We start from the raw sequence: 18,480 nt of genomic DNA on the forward strand, positions 1-18,480 counted from the left end.
TCGGTCGGGCCCGCGGGCCCTTGGGCGGGGGTCGGCACGCGCCGCCGGGCCGGGGACCCCGGGCGCGCGCAGGGGACGTAAGCACTCTAGGGGAAGGCCGCGAAGCCCTGTTCGGGACAGGGGACTCGTCGAGACGCCCCCGGCCCCGGAGCGCCACGGGCGAAGTCCGATGCCGGTCGCCTCCCTCGGGGAGAGGCGACCGGCATCGGACGGCGCCCGCGCGGATTCCCCGGAGTCCGACGCACCTTTCCGGGGAAGGGCCGCCTAAACACGCACGCGCGGACCGGAGGCCGTCGCTCCCACCGCCTCGCCCGTCCTCCCCGGAGGCGCGGACCCCGCGCCGGTCGCACGGGCTGTGCCCTGAGCCCGCCGTTCTTCCGGGCCAGGAGCATGCCTTCGCGTATGCCCGTATGCCCGAGGCCGGCTTGATCCGGATCCTGCCGACCGGGCCGGTCTCCATGACGGACAACTCGTTGATCAGGAGGCGCCGATGGCCGGGCCTGTCATCGGCGTTCGCACCGACGGCCGGAGAAGCCCGCTGATTCTCCGTGTCGCGGGGCTTGACCCTGCCCCAGGGGCAGGGTCCGACGATGCTCTGCATGAACGACAACGCACTGCACACCGTCGCGGCCCGGATCCGTGAGCAGGCCGCCGCCTACTGCGAGTCCGACAACGTCCCCGGGTTCGTCGCCGGCGTCTACCACGCCGGAGAGCAGATCGTCGTCGCCCAGGGCACCGCGAACGTCGCCACCGGTGCACCGATGCTCGACGACACCGGATTCCTGCTCGGCTCCGTCACCAAGGTCCTGACCACCACGCTGGTCCTGCGGCAGGTCGACCGCGGGCTGCTGGACCTCGACACGCCGGTGGTGAAGCATCTTCCCGACTTCGCCCTGACCGCACCGGGCGCGGCGGACAAGATCCTGGTCCGGCACCTGATCTCACACACCAACGGCATCGACGCCGACCTGTTCTTCCCCGACGCCAAGGGCCACGACGCCCTGAAGGCCTACGTCACCGGCCTCGCGAGCAACTGCGGCACCCTGTTCGAGCCCGGCGAGCAGCTCAGCTACTCCAACGGTGGCATGATCGTCGCGGGCCGCCTGCTGGAAGAGGTGACCGGCCTGCCCTTCCACGACCTGCTCGCACGCGACATCTACGGACCGGTCGGCATGCGGAACTCCAGCACCTCCGCCGAGCAGGCCATCCTCCGCAGCACGGCGATCGGCCACTTCCTGGACCCCGAGACCATGACGGCCAAGCCCACGAACATGTTCACGCTGCCCGACACCTGGGGACCGGCCGGCGGCACGCCGATCGGCACCATCGCCGACCTGCTCGCCTTCGGGCGCACCCACCTCGCGGGTGGTGTGTCCCCCTCCGGCACGCGCGTCCTGTCGGCCGAGTCGACCGCCCTGATGCAGCGGGTCTCGTACGACACACAGAGCCCGAACACCCCGCCGATGGGCCTGGGCTGGGTGCTGTACCCGTTCGGCGACACGACCGTCCTGGCCATGTCGGGCGCCTCACCCGGTGGTGTCTCCATCCTGTGCGTGCTCCCCGAGCACGACCTGGTCTTCGCCGCCTACGGCAACAACCCGGGGGCGATCATGCTGCAGGACCAGATCCTGCGGTGGTTGCTGAGCGAGCACCTCGGTGTCCGGATCCCCAGGCTGGTCACCGAAACGGAGCAAGATGTCGACCTCACCCCGTATATGGGCATCTACCGCTCCAACCAGCTCCGCATCGACGTCAGCATCGTCGACGGCCTGCTCGAGGAGCGCACGACCTACGAACCGGCGGACGAGTCACAGGAGCGGATCTTCACCGAGTTCACCGGCGGCGTGACCTCCGGCCCGCCGCAGCGCTACGTGCCGATCCGGCCGGGCCTGTTCGCGCCCGCAGGCTACCCGCTGGAGGTGTTCGACGGATACCTGCGGCTGCTGCTCGTCTCCTACCACGACATCCGCGATGGCCAGGCGTGCTTCCGCAACGGCGGCGGCCGCCTGACCCGCCGGGTCTGACCATTGCCCGCCGGGGTGGAAGGATATCCGGCATGCTTACGATCGGCCAGCTCGCGGACTACGCCGGAGTGACCATCAAAGCCATCCGCCACTATCACGAGCGCGGTCTGCTGCCCGAGCCCGACCGCGACTCGTCCGGCTACCGGCGCTACACCGCCGAGCATGCCATCAAGCTCGTCAAGATCAGGACCTTGGCACACGCGGGCGTGCCACTGGCCCGCGTCAAAGACCTCCTCGGAGCCGACCCGGACACGCTCGTCGCAGCCATCGCCGAGATCGATCACGACCTCGAGGAACGCATCGCGCAGCTGCGGCGAACCCGTGACCAACTCGCCCAGCTGCGCGGCGGTGATCGGCTCTTCGTCGCTCCCGAGGTCGCCGCCTATCTCGACGACCTGCGCGAACTCGGCGTCAGCGAGCGTGCGATCCGTGTGGAACGCGACGGCTGGATCCTCATGCAAACGGCCTCGCCCGAGGACGCCTGCCTGTGGGTCACCGAGAAGCGCGAGCTCCTGACCGATCCCGAGTTCCGTGCCCTCTATCTCGACCATGACGCCGCTTACGGCTGGTCGCCTGACGATCCCCGCCTTCCCGCCCTCGCGGACCGTACCCGGAACTGGTTCACCGAGCATCCCAGCCGGTCCGAGACCGGCCCTGTCCACAACCCGGCCATCGCGCGACTGGCCGCGCAGTCCCAGCACGGAGCCACGTCCCCGGCCTGGGACCGGCTGGCCCGGCTCACGAGAGGCTAGCCTCGACCGTGCGCGCCGCCCGTGGCCGGGCCGTCTCCGGCTGCGCGGAGGCGACCGCGTTGCGGTACGCGGTCACCGCGGCGATCAGCAGCCCGATCAGCAGCCCGATCAGCAGGCCGGCGCCGGGCGTCCTACCTCCCGGGCGACGGGTGGTCCGCCAGGAAGTCGCCGGCGTGGTCCCGGGCCCAGGTGGCGAAGGTGCGCGCGGGGTGGCCGGTCAGCTCCGGCACGGCCCGGGTGAGCTCGACGGGGCGTCCGTCGTTGGACTGCCACCAGTCCAGCAGCGGGTCGGCGTAGGAGGCGGGGATGTGCTCGGCCGTCTCCTGCTTCCACTCCTCGCGGGTGACCTGCCGGAAGGGGATGGGCCGGCCGGTCACCCGGCTCAGGATGTCGATCTGCTCGGCGAAGGTGAGCGACTCCGGGCCGGTCAGGGTGTACGGGCGCCCGCCCAGGCCGGGATCGGTGAGTACGGCGAGGGCGGCCTCGGCGACGTCGGCCTCGTGGATCGGGTCGCTGTGGGATCCGGGGAAGGGCAGGCTGATCGGCCGGCCCGACCGCAGGCTCCAGCTCCACGCGAGCGCGTTGCCCGCGAACGAGCCCGGCCGCAGCGACGTCGAGCGGATGGGGGAGGCGTCGAGCGCCCTCTCCGCGTCCAGGTGGGACTTCGCCAGCGGGTTGTCCTCGGTGTTCGGGACGAGGACCGAGGAGGACGACAGCAGCACGATGTGCTCGACGCCGGCGTGGGCGGCCTCCTCGGCGAACGAGTCGGCGTGCGACGGCTCGGCGTACAGGAAGACCGAGGTCACGCCCTTGAGCGCGGCGGCGAAGGTGGACGGGTCGGTGAGGTCGCACCGGACGGTGTCCGGGCCGTCGGGCCGGCTGGACGCCGCGCGGACGGTGAGGCCGCGCTCACGCAGCAGGCCGGCGAGGGTCCGGGCGACGGCGCCGCGGCTCCCTGTGACGAGAACGGTCATCTCGGTGGTTCCTTTCGGTGACGGTGCGCCGGGGTCGTGCGCGGCGTGGGCCGCACGAGGCCGCGGCGGACGGGGGCGGCGCGTCGCCGTCCCCGGAGAGCCGGGCGGCGGGCCCGGTGCCGGGGAGTGAGGACATGCGTGTCCCTTTTCGGGAAGCGCATAGAATGCGACGCGACGCAGACTCTTCGTTGAGAAGAGTCTGTGTGACGAATAGTCTTCGTGACGAAGATAAATGTGGGGCATGGAGGTGCCGGGTGTCAAACCGATCGGAGTTGCTCGCACGCGTCGTGGGGGAGAGTCAGCGGCACTACGCCGCCTACACGCTGTTCAACCAGGCGATGGCCGACCGGATCGGGCTGCACCCCACCGACGTGCAGTGCATCGCGCTGCTCGACCTGGAGCCCGGGCCGGTGACGACCGGGGAGATCGCCCGGCTCACCGGGCTGGCGTCAGGATCGGCGTCCCGGCTGGTGGACCGCCTGGAGAAGGCGGGCTTCGTGCGGCGTCTTCCCGACCCGAACGACCGCAGGCGCGCCCTCGTCGCCCTGACCCCCGACGCGGCCGGGCGGCTTGAGGAGGCGTGGGACACCCCGGGCCGGGCGTTCGGCGCGGTGCTGGAGCGCTACACCGACGAGCAGTTGGAGATCATCGCCGACTATCTCCACCGGACCGCCGAAGTGGGCCGCGAGCAGGCCCGGCGGCTGACCTCCGAGGCGTCGCAGCCGTAGTCCGCCGACGGGGCGGAGCGCTCGCCCCGCAGCCGGAAACGGCCACGCCCCCGCCGGGACGGCGGGGGCGTGGCCCGGTGCGGCGTGGACGGCGGGAGCCTCCACGCGTGTGACGTCCTCAGTCCTCTCCGGAGAACCTCTCCCAGGCCGACTGCCGGGTCATGTCCAGGGCGGCGCCGATCCTGGACCAGGTGACGCCCCGGTCGCGCAGCCGGTCCACCCAGACCCGCAGGCTCGCGTCGACCTGGGCGCTCACGGTGGCGACGCGCGGCAGGAACTCGAGGATCTGCTCGTCGGTCATGCGGTCCGGCCAGGGGATCTCGGCGTCCGCCGACGGCTCGGCCGGCGTGTCGAGGATGGCGTTGCACAGCCCCACGCACTCGTTGCAGATGTAGACGCCGGGGCCGGCGATCACCTTGTCCACGTCGGTCTTCGGCTTCGCGCAGAACGAGCAGCAGATCCGCTCGTCGGCCAGGGATGGAGCGGTCATGCGGTCCTCCGGGGCGACGGTTGTCAGGTTTTTCCTGACGGTTGATCGCGACTCTAGAGCGTCAGGGACATCCTGACAAGCGATGGCGCCGCTCCGCCGCGCGCGCCCACCCGGGGTCTCCTCGTCCGCGGGGTCGCCGGCGAGCGCGCGGGCGGCCGCCGCCTCGTCGTCGCTCCAGCCCCAGTGGCCGTCGTCCCCCTGGCGGGCCTGCTCGTCGATCCACCGGTTGTGCGCCTCCCAGGCGGCCTGCTTCGTGGCCCCCAGCGCGGCGCCGATCTGCGACCACGAGGCGCCGACCCGGCGGGCCGACCGCACCGTGAGCTGGCGTCCCTGGCCCGCCTTGCGGGCGATCACCTCGCCGAGCGCGAGCAGCTCCAGCGCCTCCTCCCGCGCCAGGGGAGCCGTGGCCGGGTCGAGCGGTGCGGTCTCGGGGTCGTCGTCCTCCTCCGGCGGCGACGCGAGGGCTTCGCGGGTGCGCAGCGCGTCGTACCGCGCGACCGCGTTCAGCAGCGTGAACCGGCGTTCGAGTTCCTCGGGAGTCATGGTTCCGAGTATTTCGTCAGGCTGGCTTGACGTCAAGTCAGCCTGACGAAAGCGTGCCGTACCCGCCGCGGACGCGGCCGGGAGCCGCGCGCTCAGCCGCTCGCGACCCCGGGCAGGACCAGGAATCCCCCGGGCTTGCCCGGATGATCGGCCAGTCGGCGGGCCCGCCCGGTGCCGATGTCGACGCCGTAGACGTGCGTGCCCTTCGCGTCCAGCGCGAAAAGCGTGAGCTCCGATCCGCTCCGCCAGGGGCCGGTGCCGATGACGCCCGCCTTCTCCGGCAGACCGCGGACGGTCACCTTCCGCGGCGCGCGCCCGCCGGCGGTGTCGAGCAGGGTGAACCTTCTCTTCCTGAAGTCCTTCATCTCGACGGCGGCGACCGTACGGCCGTCCGGGGCGAGCTCGCTGAATATGATGTACGTGCCGGCGAAGCGCACCGGCCTGCCCCCGCCGGTGACGGGCATCAGCCACAGATCGGTCTTGACGTACCGGACCAGCTCGGCGACGCCGTCTTTGATGCTGACCGGTTCGTACTTGCCGGGTATCCGGACGGTCTTCCCGGTGCGCACGTCGATCAGCAGCCCGGGTTCCTTGCTGCCCTCTCGCGGGTCGAACGCCACGTGACGGCCGTCGTCGGAGACCACGAGCATGGAGCCGATGCCGATGCGCTCCTCCTTCACCGTCACGGGAGACGTCACCTCCGAGCCGTCCACCAGGTCGCGCACCACATGTGCCTGGGCGTGCCGGCTGTAGTAGGCGAGCATGCGCCCGTCCCGGCTGATCGCGACGGGGACACGGCGTGCCCGGTCGTTGAAGGCGAGGGCCTGCGGCAACCGGTAGGTCGTGCCGGAGCGGGTGACCACCCGCCACTCGACGGCCGCGCAGTCGACCGTCTTCCGCTCCCGGTCGACCTCGCAGGGCGTCGGGTAGGCGTAGGCGAGCGGTCCGACCCGGCCCCCGGGCAGGTCGGGCACGGCGGCCTCCGGCTGCGGCGTCGCGGCCGCGTCGTGGGACCGGAGCGGTGCCGCGGCGGCCTCCGTCTGCCGCGCCGCGGCCACGCCGTCGGACCGGATCGACGCCACGGCGGCCGTCGTCGCGCCCGCCGCCACCGTGACCACCGTGGCGGCGGCCAGCAGCGCCGTGACGCGCCGCCGGCGCCGGTGGCCCGCCAGGGCCAGGTCGGCCAGGTCCACCATGGGCGCCTCCTCGGCGACGCCGTTCAACGCCCTGCGCAGTCTCGTCATCGCGCCACCTCCTGAAGGTCGGAAAGGGAGTCGGGGCCGGCCAGCTCGGGTGCGAGCGCACGCAGACGGGCCAGCGCGTGGTGGGTCTGGCTCTTGACGTTGCCGACCGAGCAGCCGAGCGCCTCAGCCGTCTGCGCCTCGGTGAGGTCCTCCCAGAAACGCAGCACGATCACGGCCCGCTGCTTGCGTGTCAGCTTGGCCAGCGCCTGGCGCAGCATGATCCGGTCGAGCGTCTCCTCGTCGTGGGAGACGCCGTGCTCGGGCGGGTCGGCGCTCGGCGCCTCCGGCCGCGGCCGGCGCCGCCATGAGATGTACTGGTTCACCAGGGCCCGGCGCGTGTACGCCTCGGGGTTGCCGTCCCGGGCCAGCCCGGGCCACTTGCCCGCGATCCTGACCAGCACGCTCTGCAACAGGTCCTCGGCGAGATGGGCGTCTCCCACGAGCAGGTACGCGGTCCGCATCAGCGCCTGCTGGCGGGCGAGCACGAACTCGCGGAAGCCGTCATGACGATCCAATGTGATCTCCTCTCGCCCGTTCCCAACGCGACCCACCGGGCGAAAGGTTGCAGTCCGGTCCCTCCGATCCACCGGAAGACCCCGCGGATCCGGGGTTCCCATGTCGGCTGCAAGCCGATTGCCAGCCGCGGAGCGGAGACTGCGGTCCCATGCGGGTTCCAGTCGTACGCCAGCACAGCCTGGTCGAGTGCGGGGCCGCCTGCCTCGCGATGGTCCTCGGCGCGCACGGGCACCACACCTCCGTGCGCGTCCTGTCCGGCGAGATGGGCGTGGGCCGCGACGGCGTCAGCGCGCTCACCCTGGTCCGCGCCGCGCGGGCGCGCGGCCTGACCACCCGCGCCCTGGCGCTGCCGGCCGCGCACGTGCCCGAGGCGCCGCTGCCGGCCGTCGCCCACTGGCGCTCCAGGCACTTCGTGGTGGTGGAGCGGGCCGGCGGCGGCCGGATCACGGTGATCGACCCGGGCGCCGGACGGCTGCGGCTCACCCCGGAGGAGTTCGCGCGCGACTACAGCGGAGTGCTCCTCACCGTCGCCCCCGGCCCGGACTTCCGGCGGGGCCGCTTCGGTGAACGGCGATCCTGGTGGTCGCGGTACGCGCGCCTCGGCGTGCTGCGCCACCGGGGCCTGCTGGCCGTCCTGGTGGCGCTCAGCCTCCTGCTGCAGGGGCTCGGGCTCGTCCTGCCCGCCGCCACCGAGGCCGTCGTGGACCGGGTGCTGGGCCGCGGCGAGACCGGCCTGCTGCCGCTGCTGGGCCTGGCCGCGGCCGCGGCGGCGGCCGCCTTCCTGGTGGCCGGGGGCCTGCGGGCCTGGGCGCTGGTCGTGCTGCGCGCCCGGGCCGACACCGCCCTGCTGGACGAGCTGGCCAGGCGGCTGCTCACCCTGCCGTTCGGCTTCTTCGCCCACCGGGGCTCGGCCGACCTGGTCGCCCGGATCACCGGGGCCGGCCTGCTGCGCGACATCCTCACCGGTCAGGTGCTGTCCGCCCTGCTGGACGCCCCGCTGGCCGCCGGTTACCTGGTCGCGGTCACCGTGCGCTCGCCGCTGCTCGGCGGGCTGCTCGCCGTACTGGCCGCGGCCCAGTTCCTGGTGCTCCTGACCGGGCGGCAGCGGATCCGCGACCTGGTCCACCGCGAGCACGAGGCCCGCAACGACGCCCAGGGGCGGCTCATCGAGGCGGTCAAGGGCATCGAGACGATCAAGTCGTCGGGGGCGGAGGCCCAGGTCCTGGAGCGCTGGACGCGCCTGCTGGCCATGCAGACCCGGCGGGTACGGCGCAGCGCGCTCGCCCAGGGCGCGCAGGAGACCGCGCTGGCCGCGCTGCGGTTCGCCGCCCCGCTGGTCCTGCTGTGGGCCGGCGCGCAGGAGGTGGCCGGCCACCGGCTCACCGCGGGCGCCATGCTGGGGGTGCTGGCCCTCGCCGCGGCGGCCCTGGCGCCGCTGGCGTCGCTGACCGCGAGCCTGCGGGGCCTGCAGACCGCCCGCGCCCAGGCCGAACGGCTCGCCGACATCTGGGAGACCGACCCCGAACCCGGCGCGGCCGGCCGTACCGGCGGCGGGGGAGGGCCGGGCGTGATCGAGATGAGGGGCGTCGGCTTCCGCTACGCGCCGGAGAGCCCGTGGATCGTCCGCGGCATCGACCTGCGGATCGCCCCCGGGCAGAAGGTCGCGCTGGTCGGCCGGTCCGGGTCCGGCAAGACCACCCTCGCCCGCCTCCTGCTGGGGCTGTTCCCGCCCACGGAGGGGGAGATCCTGCACGACGGCGTGCCGGTCTCCCGCCTGGACCCCGGACGGCTGCGGCGCCGCTTCGGGGTGGTCACCCAGGAGCCCGCCCTGTTCACCGGCTCGATCGCGGACAACATCGCGCTGGGCAGCCCCGGCGCCTCCCTCCACGAGGTGGCGGAGGCGGCCCGGCTGGCCTGCGTCCACGACGACATCGCCGCCATGCCCCTGGGGTACCACACGCAGCTGACCGAGGGCGGGGGAGTGTCCGGCGGCCAGCGCCAGCGCATCGCGCTGGCACGGGCGATCCTGGCCCGTCCGGAGATTCTGCTGCTGGACGAGGCGACCAGCCACCTCGACACCGACACCGAGGCGGCGCTGAGCACCGGCCTCGACTCCCTGCCCCAGACGCGCATCGTGATCGCCCACCGGCTGAGCACGATCAGGGACGCCGACCTGATCCTGGTGCTGGCCGGGGGCCGGATCGCGGAGAGCGGCACCCACGAGACGCTGGTCGCCACCGGCGGTCTGTACGCGCGCCTGACCCGGGCGCAGCTCCCGGCGGCCTCCGGGTGAGCCCCCGCCCCCGCCACCGCCACCGGCGACGGGATGTGGCCGGCCGCGTCGCCGGACGCCGCGTCGCTTGACCGCGCCGACGTCCCGTGGGCTCCCGTCCCGGTTCTCAACCGGCGGAGGACACGGCGGCGAAGTAGGCGCGCAGCAGCGTACGGCCCTGCTCGATCATGACGGGGTCACCGTCGGGGGAGGCCGCGAAGGCGAGGTGGAGAGCGGCGGCCGTGGCCTGGATGGCCAGCCGCATGACGTGATAGGGGTCGGGCAGCGGTGGCAGCCCGGCCTCGTCGAGGGCGAAGTGGTAGAGCCGCTCGGCCAGCACGTCCCCGCCTTCCTTCGACTCGCCCGGCGGCAGGAACGTCTGCCCGCCGGGCCGGGTGTCGGCGAAGTCGACCACCGTGTAACCGGGGACGGTCCGGCGCATCTCGACGGTCACGGCCAGCACGAGCTCGGCCGCCCGCGGCCAGGTGAGCGGCCCCTCCTCGGCCACCCGGTGGCGTAGCCGTACCAGCAGCAGATCCAGGTTTCGCAGCGCCAGCTCGCGCAGCATGCCGGGTTTGCCGTCGAAGAACTGGTAGATGGTGCCACTCGGCACCCCGGCCCGCCTGGCGACGTCGACGGTGGTCAGCGCGTCGAGACCCACCTCGTCCAGAAGGTGGGCGCAGGCGTCGAGGATGCGCTCGACCCGGTCGATGCTCCGTTTCTGGACCGGTCGGCGCCGGATCCCGGGATTCTCCACGATCCAGTCTTAACATAACGCCCTGTCATGTTCTAACGTGTCACCCACTCATGTTTCGCCTCGAAGGAAACACATGCACGAGGTGCGCACCACGCCCGTGAAACGGGTCTCCGCCGGCTGGATGACACTGCTGGCACTCGCCCAGATGGGCGTCATCATGGCGATGACCGTCGGCAACCAGATCCTGCTGCCCTCCCATGTGGCGCGCATCGATCCGGCGCACAAGGAGGCGTCGCTGGCGATCGTGTTCGCGGTCGGCGCCGTCTGCACGATCATCGCGAACCCGCTCTTCGGCGCCATGTCCGATCGGACCCGGTCCCGGTTCGGCCGGCGCCGTCCGTGGATCGTGGGAGGCGCGCTGGTCTGCGCCGCGTCCCTGGCGTTCCTCGCCTGGCAGGAGTCGCTGGCCGGGCTGGTCGTCGGCTGGGCGGTCGCCCAGCTGGCGTTCACCGCCGCCCTGGCCGCCGCCATCGCCACCGTGCCCGACCAGGTGCCGATCCGTCAGCGCGGCAAGGTGTCGGCGCTGGCGGGCGTGGGCCAGCTGGCCGGCCCGCTGCTGGGCGGGGTGGTGGCGACCGTCCTGCTGACCGGGGTGAAGGCCGCGTTCCTCTCGATGGCGGTCCTGGTCCTGCTGCTCGTGCTGCCCTTCGGCCTGTTCACCCGCGAACCCGCGGAAGAACCCGCGGAAGGGCCTGCGGAGGTCTCCGCCGCCGCAGCCGGAGCCATCGCCGAAACCGCCGTCGCCGCAGCCGGAGCCGCAGCCGGAGCCGCAGCCGGAGCCGCAGCCGGAGCCGCAGCCGGAGCCGCAGCCGGAGCCGCAGCCGGAACCGCCGCCGTGACCACCGGGCCCGCCGTCGCGGCCGCCGGGCCCGCGGTCGGCACGGCCGCGCCGTTCGACCTGCGGGCCTTCCTGCGCGGCCTGTGGGTGAGCCCGCGCAGGCATCCCGACTTCGCCTGGGCCTGGGTGAGCCGGCTCATGATCACCCTCACGCTCGCGATGGCGATCGGCTATCTGCAGTACTACCTGCGGGACGCGGTCCACTACGAGCGGCTCTTCCCCGGTTCGACCGTCGAGCAGGGCGTCGTGGCACTCGTGGCGGTGTTCACGTTGAGCAGCGTCGTGCCGACCCTGCTGGCGGGCTGGCTGTCCGACCGGTACGGCAGCCGCAGGCCCGCCGTCTGCGCCGGCGGCCTCACGATGGCGGCCTCCGGGCTGGTGCTGACGTTTCTGACCAGCTGGCCCGCCGCCATCGCGGCGTCCGTGCTCCTCGGAGCGGGCTACGGCATGTTCACCGCCGTCGACCAGGCGATGGTCACCCAGCTGTTGCCCGCCGACGCCGACCGGGCCAAGGACCTCGGCATCGTGAGCCTGGCCAACTCGGCGTCCAACACGCTCGGCCCGGTGATCGCCGCACCGCTGGTCACCTCGGCCGGCGGTTATCCGCTCATGTACGGCGTGGCGGCCGGGTTCGCCACGCTCGGAGCCTGTCTGATCTGGAGGATCCGCGGTGTCCGCTGAGAACCGGTCCGCTGAAGGAGCGCCGGCCGAGAACCGGTCCGCCGCGGGACCGCTCGCCGAAAGCCCGACCGCTGGAACGCCATCTCCCGAACTCCCGTCCCCGAAGGGCCGGTTCCAGAGCGATCCGGCCGTCGGGAGGCCTGCCGGAGACGCCCGCCCGTACGATCGGGGGGCGTGGTGGCGGGACGCGGTCGTCTACCAGGTCTATCCGCGCAGCTTCGCCGACGCGAACGGCGACGGCGAAGGGGACCTGCCCGGAGTGCTGTCCCGGCTCGACCACCTGGCCGACCTGGGGGTGAACGCGATCTGGCTGAGCCCGTTCTATCCCTCGCCGCTGGCCGACGGCGGCTACGACGTGGCCGACCACTGCGACGTCGATCCCCGGTACGGCACGCTGGCCGATTTCGACGCGCTCGTGGCGGGGGCCGCGGCGAAGGACATCAAGGTGATCGTCGACATCGTCCCCAACCACTGCTCGGCCGAGCATCCGTGGTTCCGCGCGGCGCTGGCCGCCGGTCCCGGCAGTCCGGAGCGTGAGCGGTTCGTCTTCCGCGACGAGCCCAACAACTGGCAGTCGGTGTTCGGCGGCCCGGCCTGGACCCGGGTGGCCGACGGGCAGTGGTACCTGCACCTGTTCGACTCCGCCCAGCCCGACTGGAACTGGCGGCACCCCGACGTGGTCGCCATGTTCGAGGGGGTGCTGAGGTTCTGGCTGGACCGGGGCGTGGCCGGGTTCCGGATCGACGTGGCCAACATGCTGTTCAAGCAGGACGGCCTGCCCGACGTCGTCCCCGGCAGCCAGAGCGGCCCGCTCACGCCGGGCCAGACGGCCGTGCCCTACGAGCACCAGCCGGAGCTGCTGGAGCTCTACCGCTCCTGGCGGAAGATCCTCGACTCCTATCCGGGCGACCGGGGCACCGTGGCGGAGATGTGGTTCGACGCCGACCAGGCCAGGCCGTACCTGGCGGGAGACGGGCTGGCCCAGCTGTTCAACTTCCGGTTGATGCCGACCCCGTGGTCGGCCGAGGAGTTCCGCACGGTCATCGACGAGTCGCACCGGCTGGCCCGTGAGACGGGCGGGTCGATCCCGTGGGTGCTGGGCAACCACGACGTGCCGCGCATGGTGACCAGGTTCGGCGTCGACCAGGACCTGGTCCGCGCGCCGACCCCCGAGGTGCTGCTGGGCCGGATGGACGTGGACGTCGCGCTGGGCACCAGGCGGGCCCGCGCGGCCGCGCTGCTGCTGCTCGCCCTGCCCGGCGGGGCGTACATCTACCAGGGGGACGAGCTGGGCCTGCCGGAACATCTCGCCATCCCGGACGAGGCCCGGCGGGACCCGATGTTCGAGCGCACGTCGCGCACGTTCATGGGCAGGGACGGCTGCCGCGTGCCGCTGCCCTGGTCCGGCACGGCGGCGCCGTACGGCTTCGGCACCGTGGGCATCCCGGGCTCCGAAGGCTCCCCGGGCGCCCTGGGCACCCTGGGCACCCTGGGCACGTGGCTGCCGCAGCCGGAGGACTGGGCGGGGTTGACCGTGGCCGCGCAGCGGGCCGATCCCGGTTCGACGCTGAACCTCTACCGGGCCGCGCTCGCCATCCGGCGTGACCACCCCGCGCTCGGCGACGGCGACCTGACCTGGCTGGGCACGCCTCCGGGCGTGCTGGCCTTCGCCCGCGACCCGGGGTTCACGCTGATGGTGAACTTCGGCCCCGTACCGGTGCCGCTCACCCGGCACCACGACGTGCTGCTCGCCAGCGGGCCGCTCGACGGCGACCTGCTGCCGCCCGACACCGGAGTGTGGCTGTCTTGATCACCTATGAGGAACCCGGGTCGTGGCTGCTCACCACCCCGTCCAGCGCGTACGTCGTGCGACTCGGGCCGGACGGCGCGCCGCGCTGCGCGCACTGGGGACCGCGGCTCACGCCCGGCCAGGCCCGCGCGCTGCCCGCCGGACGCGAGGAACTGCCGGGCGAGGGCGGCGAGCGGTTCGGCGTGGCGGGCCTGCAGGTCAGGTACGGCGACGCCGTACGCGGCGTCGAGTGGCGGCACCTCGGCCACGACACCGACACCGACACCGACACCGGCACCGCCGGCGGCGGTGACGGGGACGGGGAAGGTGCGGCCGCCCACCTGGTGATCAGGATGGCCGACCGGCACTACCCGCTGGAGATCGACCTGCACTACCGGGTCAGGTCCGGCAGCGACGCGATCGACCGCTGGACGACCCTGCGCAACACCGGGGACGAGCCGATCACGATCCCGCGCTGCGACTCGGCGGCCTGGACGGTCCCGCAGCGCGAGGACTACCGGCTCACCCACGTCACCGGCGGATGGGGCGCGGAGTTCCAGGTCCGGCGTACGGCGCTGGCGACGGCCGAGACCGTGCTGACCAGCAGGCGCGGGCACAGCGGCCACCACGCCAACCCGTGGGTGATGCTCGACGCGGGCGACGCGACCGAGGACCACGGCGAGGTGTGGAGCGCGGCGCTGGCCTGGAGCGGAAGCTGGCGCATCACGGTCGAACGCGACCACGACGGCCGCGCGGGCTGGAGCGGCGGGTTCGGGCACGAGGGCGTGACCTGGCGGCTCGGACCGGGCGAAGCCCTGGAGACGCCCGCGTTCACCGGCGTCTATTCGGCCCAGGGGTTCGGCGGGATCAGTCACCGCTGGCACGACCACGTCCGCCGCCACGTGCTGCCCGCACCCCGCCGGGTGCGGCCGGTGGTCTTCAACTCGTGGGAGGCGACCCAGTTCGACATCTCCCAGGCGCAGCAGATGGAGCTGGCCGAGCTGGCCGCCGGCATCGGGGTCGAGCTGTTCGTGATGGACGACGGCTGGTTCGGCGGCCGTACGGGTGAGACGGCGGGCCTGGGCGACTGGTGGCCGAACCCCGAACGCTTCCCCGACGGCCTCACCCCGCTGGTCGAGCACGTGAAGCGGCTCGGCATGCAGTTCGGCCTGTGGGTGGAGCCGGAGTCGGTCAACCCGGACAGCGAGCTCTACCGCACGCGCCCCGAGTGGGTGCTGCGCCAGCCGAACCGGCACTCGACCGAGGTGCGCAACCAGCTCCTGCTCGACTTCTCCCGGGACGACGTCGCCGACTGGGCGTACGACCGGCTCGACGAGCTGGTGACCGGCGACGACGTCGCGTTCCTGAAGTGGGACATGAACCGGCCGGTCACCGAGGCCGGTGACGAGGTGTGGGTGCCCTACATCCGGAACGTGTACGCCGTGATCGACCGGCTGCGCGCGGCCCACCCGCACCTGATGATCGAGGGCTGCGCGAGCGGCGGGGGCCGCGCGGACCTCGGCATGATCGCCCGCACCGACCAGATCTGGACTTCCGACAACACCGACGCCGCCCAGCGGATCGCGATCCAGCACGGCTACGGCCAGATGTATCCGGCCTGCACGATGGGCGCCTGGGTGACCGACAGCCCGAACGCGATCACCGGCGGGCGGACGCCGCTCGCCTTCCGCTTCCACGTCGCGATGGCGGGCGCGCTCGGCATCGGCGGCGACCTGCGACGGTGGAGCCCGGAAGACCTGGAGGAGGCGAGACACCTGGTCGCGCGGTACAAGGAGATCCGCCCGGTCGTTCACGGCGGCCGGCTGGACCGCCTCGCCGACTGGGCCGTGCAGTACACCCTCGACGCGGACGTGGTGGTGCTCTCCTGGCGGCCGACGACGCTGGTCCGCGCGACGGCCCCCCTACGGCTCAAGGGCCTGGACCCGGACGGCCGCTACCGCGACGAGGACACCGGGGAGATCCGTCACGGCGCCCTGCTGATGAGCCACGGGCTGCCCCGGCCGTGGCCGTTCGAGGGAGTCAGCGAACTGAAGAGGTTCACGCGTGTCGGATGACCCGCTTCCGGAGTACCCGCGGCCCCAGCTGGTCCGGGACAGCCACCTCAACCTCAACGGCCGCTGGCGGTACGCGATCAGCGACGATCCCCCCGAGACGTACGACGGCGAGATCGTCGTGCCGTACTCGCCGGAGGCGCCGCTGTCCGGGGTGAACCGGCAGCTGCTCCCCGGGCAGACCCTCTGGTACCGGCGCTCGTTCGACCTGCCGGCCGACTTCGCCGGCGGCCGGGTGATCCTGCACTTCGGCGCGGTCGACCAGACCTGCCGGGTGTGGGTCAACGACGTCGAGGCCGGCGGTCACACCGGCGGCTACCTGCCGTTCTCGTTCGACGTCACCGACGCGCTGCGCCCGTCCGGGAACACCCTCGTCGTGGCCGTCCAGGACGACACCGGGAACGGGCCGCGGGGCAAACAGCGTCTGCGGCGCGGCGGCATCTGGTACACGGCGCAGTCGGGCATCTGGCAGACGGTCTGGGCCGAGTGCGTGCCCGAGGTCCACGTCGAACGGCTCACGCTGACCCCGCTGCTCGACGACTCCTGCGTGGAGGTGACGGTCCACGCGGCCGGCGGGGAGGCGCACGTCGAGATCTCGGCCGGAGGCGAGACGGTCGCGCGGGTCACGGCGCCGGCCGGGCGGCCGGTCCGCGTCCCCCTGCCCGAGGTGCGCGCCTGGAGCCCCGAGGACCCCTTCCTGTACGACGTCACCGTGTCGCTCGGCACGGACCGGGTGCGCGGCTACTTCGGCATGCGCTCCTTCTCGGTCGGACCCGACGCCGACGGCGTCCCCCGGCTGCTGCTGAACGGCCGGCCGTACTTCCACGCGGGCGTGCTCGACCAGGGCTACTGGCCGGACGGTCTCTACACCCCGCCCAGCGACGAGGCGATGATCCGCGACATCGCCACGATGAAGCGGCTCGGCTTCACCATGCTGCGCAAGCACATCAAGATCGAGCCGCTGCGCTGGTACCACCACTGCGACCGGCTCGGCATGCTCGTCTGGCAGGACATGGTCAACGGCGGTGAGCCGTACCGTCCATGGGTCATCACCGCACCCGCGGTCCTCCCGTTCGTACGGCTGGACGACCGCCGGCACCACCGGTTCGGCCGGGCCGACGCGGCGGGCCGTACGGCCTTCGAGACCGACATGCGCGCCACGGTCGAGCACCTGCGCAACGTGGTGAGCCTGGCGGTGTGGGTGCCGTTCAACGAGGGCTGGGGCCAGTTCGACGCCGCGCGGATCGCCGCCGAGCTCGCCCGGCTCGACCCGACCCGTACGGTCGACCACGCCAGCGGCTGGCACGACCAGGGCGCGGGCGACCTGCGAAGCCTGCACGTCTACTTCCGCCGGTTCCGCCCGCCCCGGCCCGACGGACGGGTGCTCGTGCTGTCCGAGTACGGCGGGTACAGCCTGCCGGCCGTGGGACACACCTGGGGCGAGAAGGAGTTCGGCTACCGCCGGTACCGTACGGTGGACGCGCTCGGCGAGGCGTTCGTCCGGCTGCACGAGGAGCAGATCATCCCGGCCATCGCGCGCGGGCTGAGCGCGACCGTCTACACGCAGCTGTCGGATGTGGAGGACGAGATCAACGGCCTGCTCACCTACGACCGGGCGGTGCTCAAGCTCCCCGATGACCTCGTACGTTCGATCACGAAAAGGCTCAGGCTCCCATGACCACCCATGAGCGAGAGATCACCGCGCCCGTCGACCTGTGCCTGGCCGACGGGCGGCTCAACGCCGAAGCGGTCGGCTGGACCCGGAGGCCGCTGCACCGGGGCAACCTGCGAGGCTGGGGGCGGCGCAAGCGCTGGGAGTACTGGGGCGTCGTCACCCCGCGCCACATCATCGGCCTGGTCGCGTCGTCGCTGGACTACGCGGCGGTGAACGGGGTGTACGTGCTCGACCGGGACACCCGGGTCGAGACCGCCAAGGACGTCGTGGTGCCGCTGGCCCGCGGCGCCGTCTTCCCCGACCGCAGCGGCGCCGGGACGGCATCCGTACGGGGCGGTGGTCTGGCGATCGACATCGAGGAGGGCGTCTCCGGCACCGTGATCCGGGCCGTCTCGTCCGGCATCGAGCTCGACCTGGAGGTCCCGCTGCCGGAGGGCCACGAGTCGCTCGGCGTGGTGGTGCCATGGGGGCGCGGCCGGTTCCAGTACACGGTCAAGGACGTCGGCCGCCCGGCGCGCGGCCGGCTGCGGCTGGGGTCGGACGAGTTCGCCTTCGAGGAGACGGACTCGTTCGCCGTGCTCGACCACGGCCGGGGCAAGTGGCCGTACTCGGTCACGTGGAACTGGGCGGCCGGCAGCGGGCCCGGCCGGGCGATCCAGCTCGGCGGCAAGTGGACCGACGGCACCGGTTCGACGGAGAACGCCCTGTTCGTCGACGGCCGCCTGCACAAGATCGGCGACGAGCTGGAATGGTCGTACGATCGGGCCGACTGGCTGCGGCCCTGGCGGATCACCGGCCCGCAGGTGGAGGTGGAGTTCCACCCCTTCCACGAGAAGGTGGCCCGCACCGAGCTGGGCCTGGTGGGCAGCGAGACCCACCAGTGCTTCGGCCACTTCTCGGGGCGGGCGCGGGCCGACGACGGCACCTGGGTGGACCTCGACGGCCTCACCGGCTGGGCCGAGGAGGCCCGCAACCGCTGGTAGTCCGTACCCGCCGGTGATCCGTACCCGCTGGTGGTCCGTGGCCGCGTCCGGAGCCCGGCGTCATACCGGCCGGCCCGGAAGCGGGGGCCCGGGCCGGTCACGATCCACGCCCCCGGGCGCGGCGGTTCGGCGGGGGCGACCT

14 protein-coding genes are annotated in these 18,480 nt (G+C 72.9%); 9 read left to right on the forward strand and 5 right to left on the reverse strand.

Features of this window, described 5'->3' with window-relative positions; all coding sequences use genetic code 11:
* The first annotated feature begins 599 nt into the window (after nucleotides 1-599).
* Both IEZ10_RS25040 and IEZ10_RS25045 read left to right on the forward strand, forming a co-directional pair.
* The gene (locus tag IEZ10_RS25040) at nucleotides 600-2,024 is read left to right on the forward strand and encodes a serine hydrolase domain-containing protein (RefSeq protein ID WP_229811620.1); all 1,425 of its coding nucleotides are present in this window, start codon (nucleotides 600-602) and stop codon (nucleotides 2,022-2,024) included.
* Between the two features lie 32 nt (nucleotides 2,025-2,056).
* On the forward strand, nucleotides 2,057-2,776 hold the full coding sequence (locus IEZ10_RS25045; RefSeq protein ID WP_189248952.1) for a MerR family transcriptional regulator: 720 nt from the start codon (nucleotides 2,057-2,059) through the stop codon (nucleotides 2,774-2,776).
* Nucleotides 2,777-2,907: 131 nt separating this feature from the next.
* On the opposite strand, the gene IEZ10_RS25050 is transcribed toward IEZ10_RS25045, so the two are convergent.
* Nucleotides 2,908-3,750, reverse strand: a complete 843-nt coding sequence (locus IEZ10_RS25050) for an SDR family oxidoreductase (protein ID WP_189248953.1) — start codon at nucleotides 3,748-3,750, stop codon at nucleotides 2,908-2,910.
* Between the two features lie 254 nt (nucleotides 3,751-4,004).
* On the opposite strand from IEZ10_RS25050, the gene IEZ10_RS25055 reads away from it, so the two are divergent.
* Nucleotides 4,005-4,478, forward strand: coding sequence for a MarR family winged helix-turn-helix transcriptional regulator (locus IEZ10_RS25055; RefSeq protein WP_229811621.1), 474 nt, complete (start codon nucleotides 4,005-4,007; stop codon nucleotides 4,476-4,478).
* Between the two features lie 118 nt (nucleotides 4,479-4,596).
* On the opposite strand, the gene IEZ10_RS39205 is transcribed toward IEZ10_RS25055, so the two are convergent.
* The 3 genes from IEZ10_RS39205 to IEZ10_RS25075 all read right to left on the reverse strand — a co-directional run bounded on the left by IEZ10_RS39205 (nucleotide 4,597) and on the right by IEZ10_RS25075 (nucleotide 7,270).
* A complete protein-coding gene (locus IEZ10_RS39205) occupies nucleotides 4,597-5,511 on the reverse strand; it encodes a ClpX C4-type zinc finger protein (protein WP_229811622.1) in 915 nt (304 codons plus the stop codon).
* A 92-nt stretch (nucleotides 5,512-5,603) separates the two neighbouring features.
* Complete coding sequence (locus IEZ10_RS25070; RefSeq protein ID WP_189248955.1) at nucleotides 5,604-6,755, reverse strand: TolB-like translocation protein; 1,152 nt, start codon at nucleotides 6,753-6,755, stop codon at nucleotides 5,604-5,606.
* Nucleotides 6,752-7,270 carry a SigE family RNA polymerase sigma factor gene (locus IEZ10_RS25075; protein ID WP_189248956.1) on the reverse strand — a complete coding sequence of 173 codons (519 nt, stop codon included), beginning with the start codon at nucleotides 7,268-7,270 and terminating at the stop codon, nucleotides 6,752-6,754. The genes IEZ10_RS25070 and IEZ10_RS25075 overlap by 4 nt, the downstream gene beginning before the upstream one ends.
* A gap of 149 nt (nucleotides 7,271-7,419) precedes the next feature.
* Here IEZ10_RS25075 and IEZ10_RS25080 point away from each other — a divergent pair, with 149 nt between their 5' ends.
* On the forward strand, nucleotides 7,420-9,564 hold the full coding sequence (locus tag IEZ10_RS25080; RefSeq protein ID WP_189248957.1) for a peptidase domain-containing ABC transporter: 2,145 nt from the start codon (nucleotides 7,420-7,422) through the stop codon (nucleotides 9,562-9,564).
* A gap of 106 nt (nucleotides 9,565-9,670) precedes the next feature.
* Here IEZ10_RS25080 and IEZ10_RS25085 read toward each other — a convergent pair whose 3' ends face one another.
* Nucleotides 9,671-10,300, reverse strand: coding sequence for a TetR/AcrR family transcriptional regulator (locus IEZ10_RS25085; RefSeq protein WP_189248958.1), 630 nt, complete (start codon nucleotides 10,298-10,300; stop codon nucleotides 9,671-9,673).
* Between the two features lie 73 nt (nucleotides 10,301-10,373).
* Here IEZ10_RS25085 and IEZ10_RS25090 point away from each other — a divergent pair, with 73 nt between their 5' ends.
* From IEZ10_RS25090 to IEZ10_RS25110, 5 genes are read left to right on the forward strand one after another with little or no spacing between them, the layout of a single operon-like run.
* Nucleotides 10,374-11,819: an MFS transporter gene (locus tag IEZ10_RS25090; RefSeq protein WP_189248959.1), complete on the forward strand. Its 1,446-nt coding sequence runs from the start codon at nucleotides 10,374-10,376 to the stop codon at nucleotides 11,817-11,819.
* Nucleotides 11,809-13,629, forward strand: coding sequence for a glycoside hydrolase family 13 protein (locus tag IEZ10_RS25095; RefSeq protein WP_189248960.1), 1,821 nt, complete (start codon nucleotides 11,809-11,811; stop codon nucleotides 13,627-13,629). The genes IEZ10_RS25090 and IEZ10_RS25095 overlap by 11 nt, the downstream gene beginning before the upstream one ends.
* Nucleotides 13,626-15,683, forward strand: coding sequence for an alpha-galactosidase (locus IEZ10_RS25100; RefSeq protein ID WP_229811623.1), 2,058 nt, complete (start codon nucleotides 13,626-13,628; stop codon nucleotides 15,681-15,683). The genes IEZ10_RS25095 and IEZ10_RS25100 overlap by 4 nt, the downstream gene beginning before the upstream one ends.
* The gene (locus IEZ10_RS25105; RefSeq protein WP_189248962.1) at nucleotides 15,673-17,358 is read left to right on the forward strand and encodes a glycoside hydrolase family 2 protein; all 1,686 of its coding nucleotides are present in this window, start codon (nucleotides 15,673-15,675) and stop codon (nucleotides 17,356-17,358) included. Before IEZ10_RS25100 ends, IEZ10_RS25105 begins: the two co-directional genes overlap by 11 nt.
* A complete protein-coding gene (locus IEZ10_RS25110) occupies nucleotides 17,355-18,338 on the forward strand; it encodes a DUF2804 domain-containing protein (RefSeq protein ID WP_189248963.1) in 984 nt (327 codons plus the stop codon). Before IEZ10_RS25105 ends, IEZ10_RS25110 begins: the two co-directional genes overlap by 4 nt.
* Nucleotides 18,339-18,480 lie beyond the last annotated feature (142 nt).

The sequence above is a fragment of the Streptosporangium pseudovulgare genome (assembly GCF_014648055.1).
Classification (GTDB): Bacteria; Actinomycetota; Actinomycetes; order Streptosporangiales; family Streptosporangiaceae; genus Streptosporangium; species Streptosporangium pseudovulgare.

What these genes read in the sequence shown, in the direction of transcription:
- IEZ10_RS25040 (WP_229811620.1), top strand. Translation starts at nt 600, where the DNA reads ATGAACGACAACGCACTGCACACCGTCGCGGCCCGGATCCGTGAGCAG.
- IEZ10_RS25045 (WP_189248952.1), top strand. Translation starts at nt 2,057, where the DNA reads ATGCTTACGATCGGCCAGCTCGCGGACTACGCCGGAGTGACCATCAAA.
- IEZ10_RS25050 (WP_189248953.1), bottom strand. Translation starts at nt 3,750, where the DNA reads ATGACCGTTCTCGTCACAGGGAGCCGCGGCGCCGTCGCCCGGACCCTC.
- IEZ10_RS39205 (WP_229811622.1), bottom strand. Translation starts at nt 5,511, where the DNA reads ATGACTCCCGAGGAACTCGAACGCCGGTTCACGCTGCTGAACGCGGTC.
- IEZ10_RS25070 (WP_189248955.1), bottom strand. Translation starts at nt 6,755, where the DNA reads ATGACGAGACTGCGCAGGGCGTTGAACGGCGTCGCCGAGGAGGCGCCC.
- IEZ10_RS25080 (WP_189248957.1), top strand. Translation starts at nt 7,420, where the DNA reads ATGCGGGTTCCAGTCGTACGCCAGCACAGCCTGGTCGAGTGCGGGGCC.
- IEZ10_RS25090 (WP_189248959.1), top strand. Translation starts at nt 10,374, where the DNA reads ATGCACGAGGTGCGCACCACGCCCGTGAAACGGGTCTCCGCCGGCTGG.
- IEZ10_RS25110 (WP_189248963.1), top strand. Translation starts at nt 17,355, where the DNA reads ATGACCACCCATGAGCGAGAGATCACCGCGCCCGTCGACCTGTGCCTG.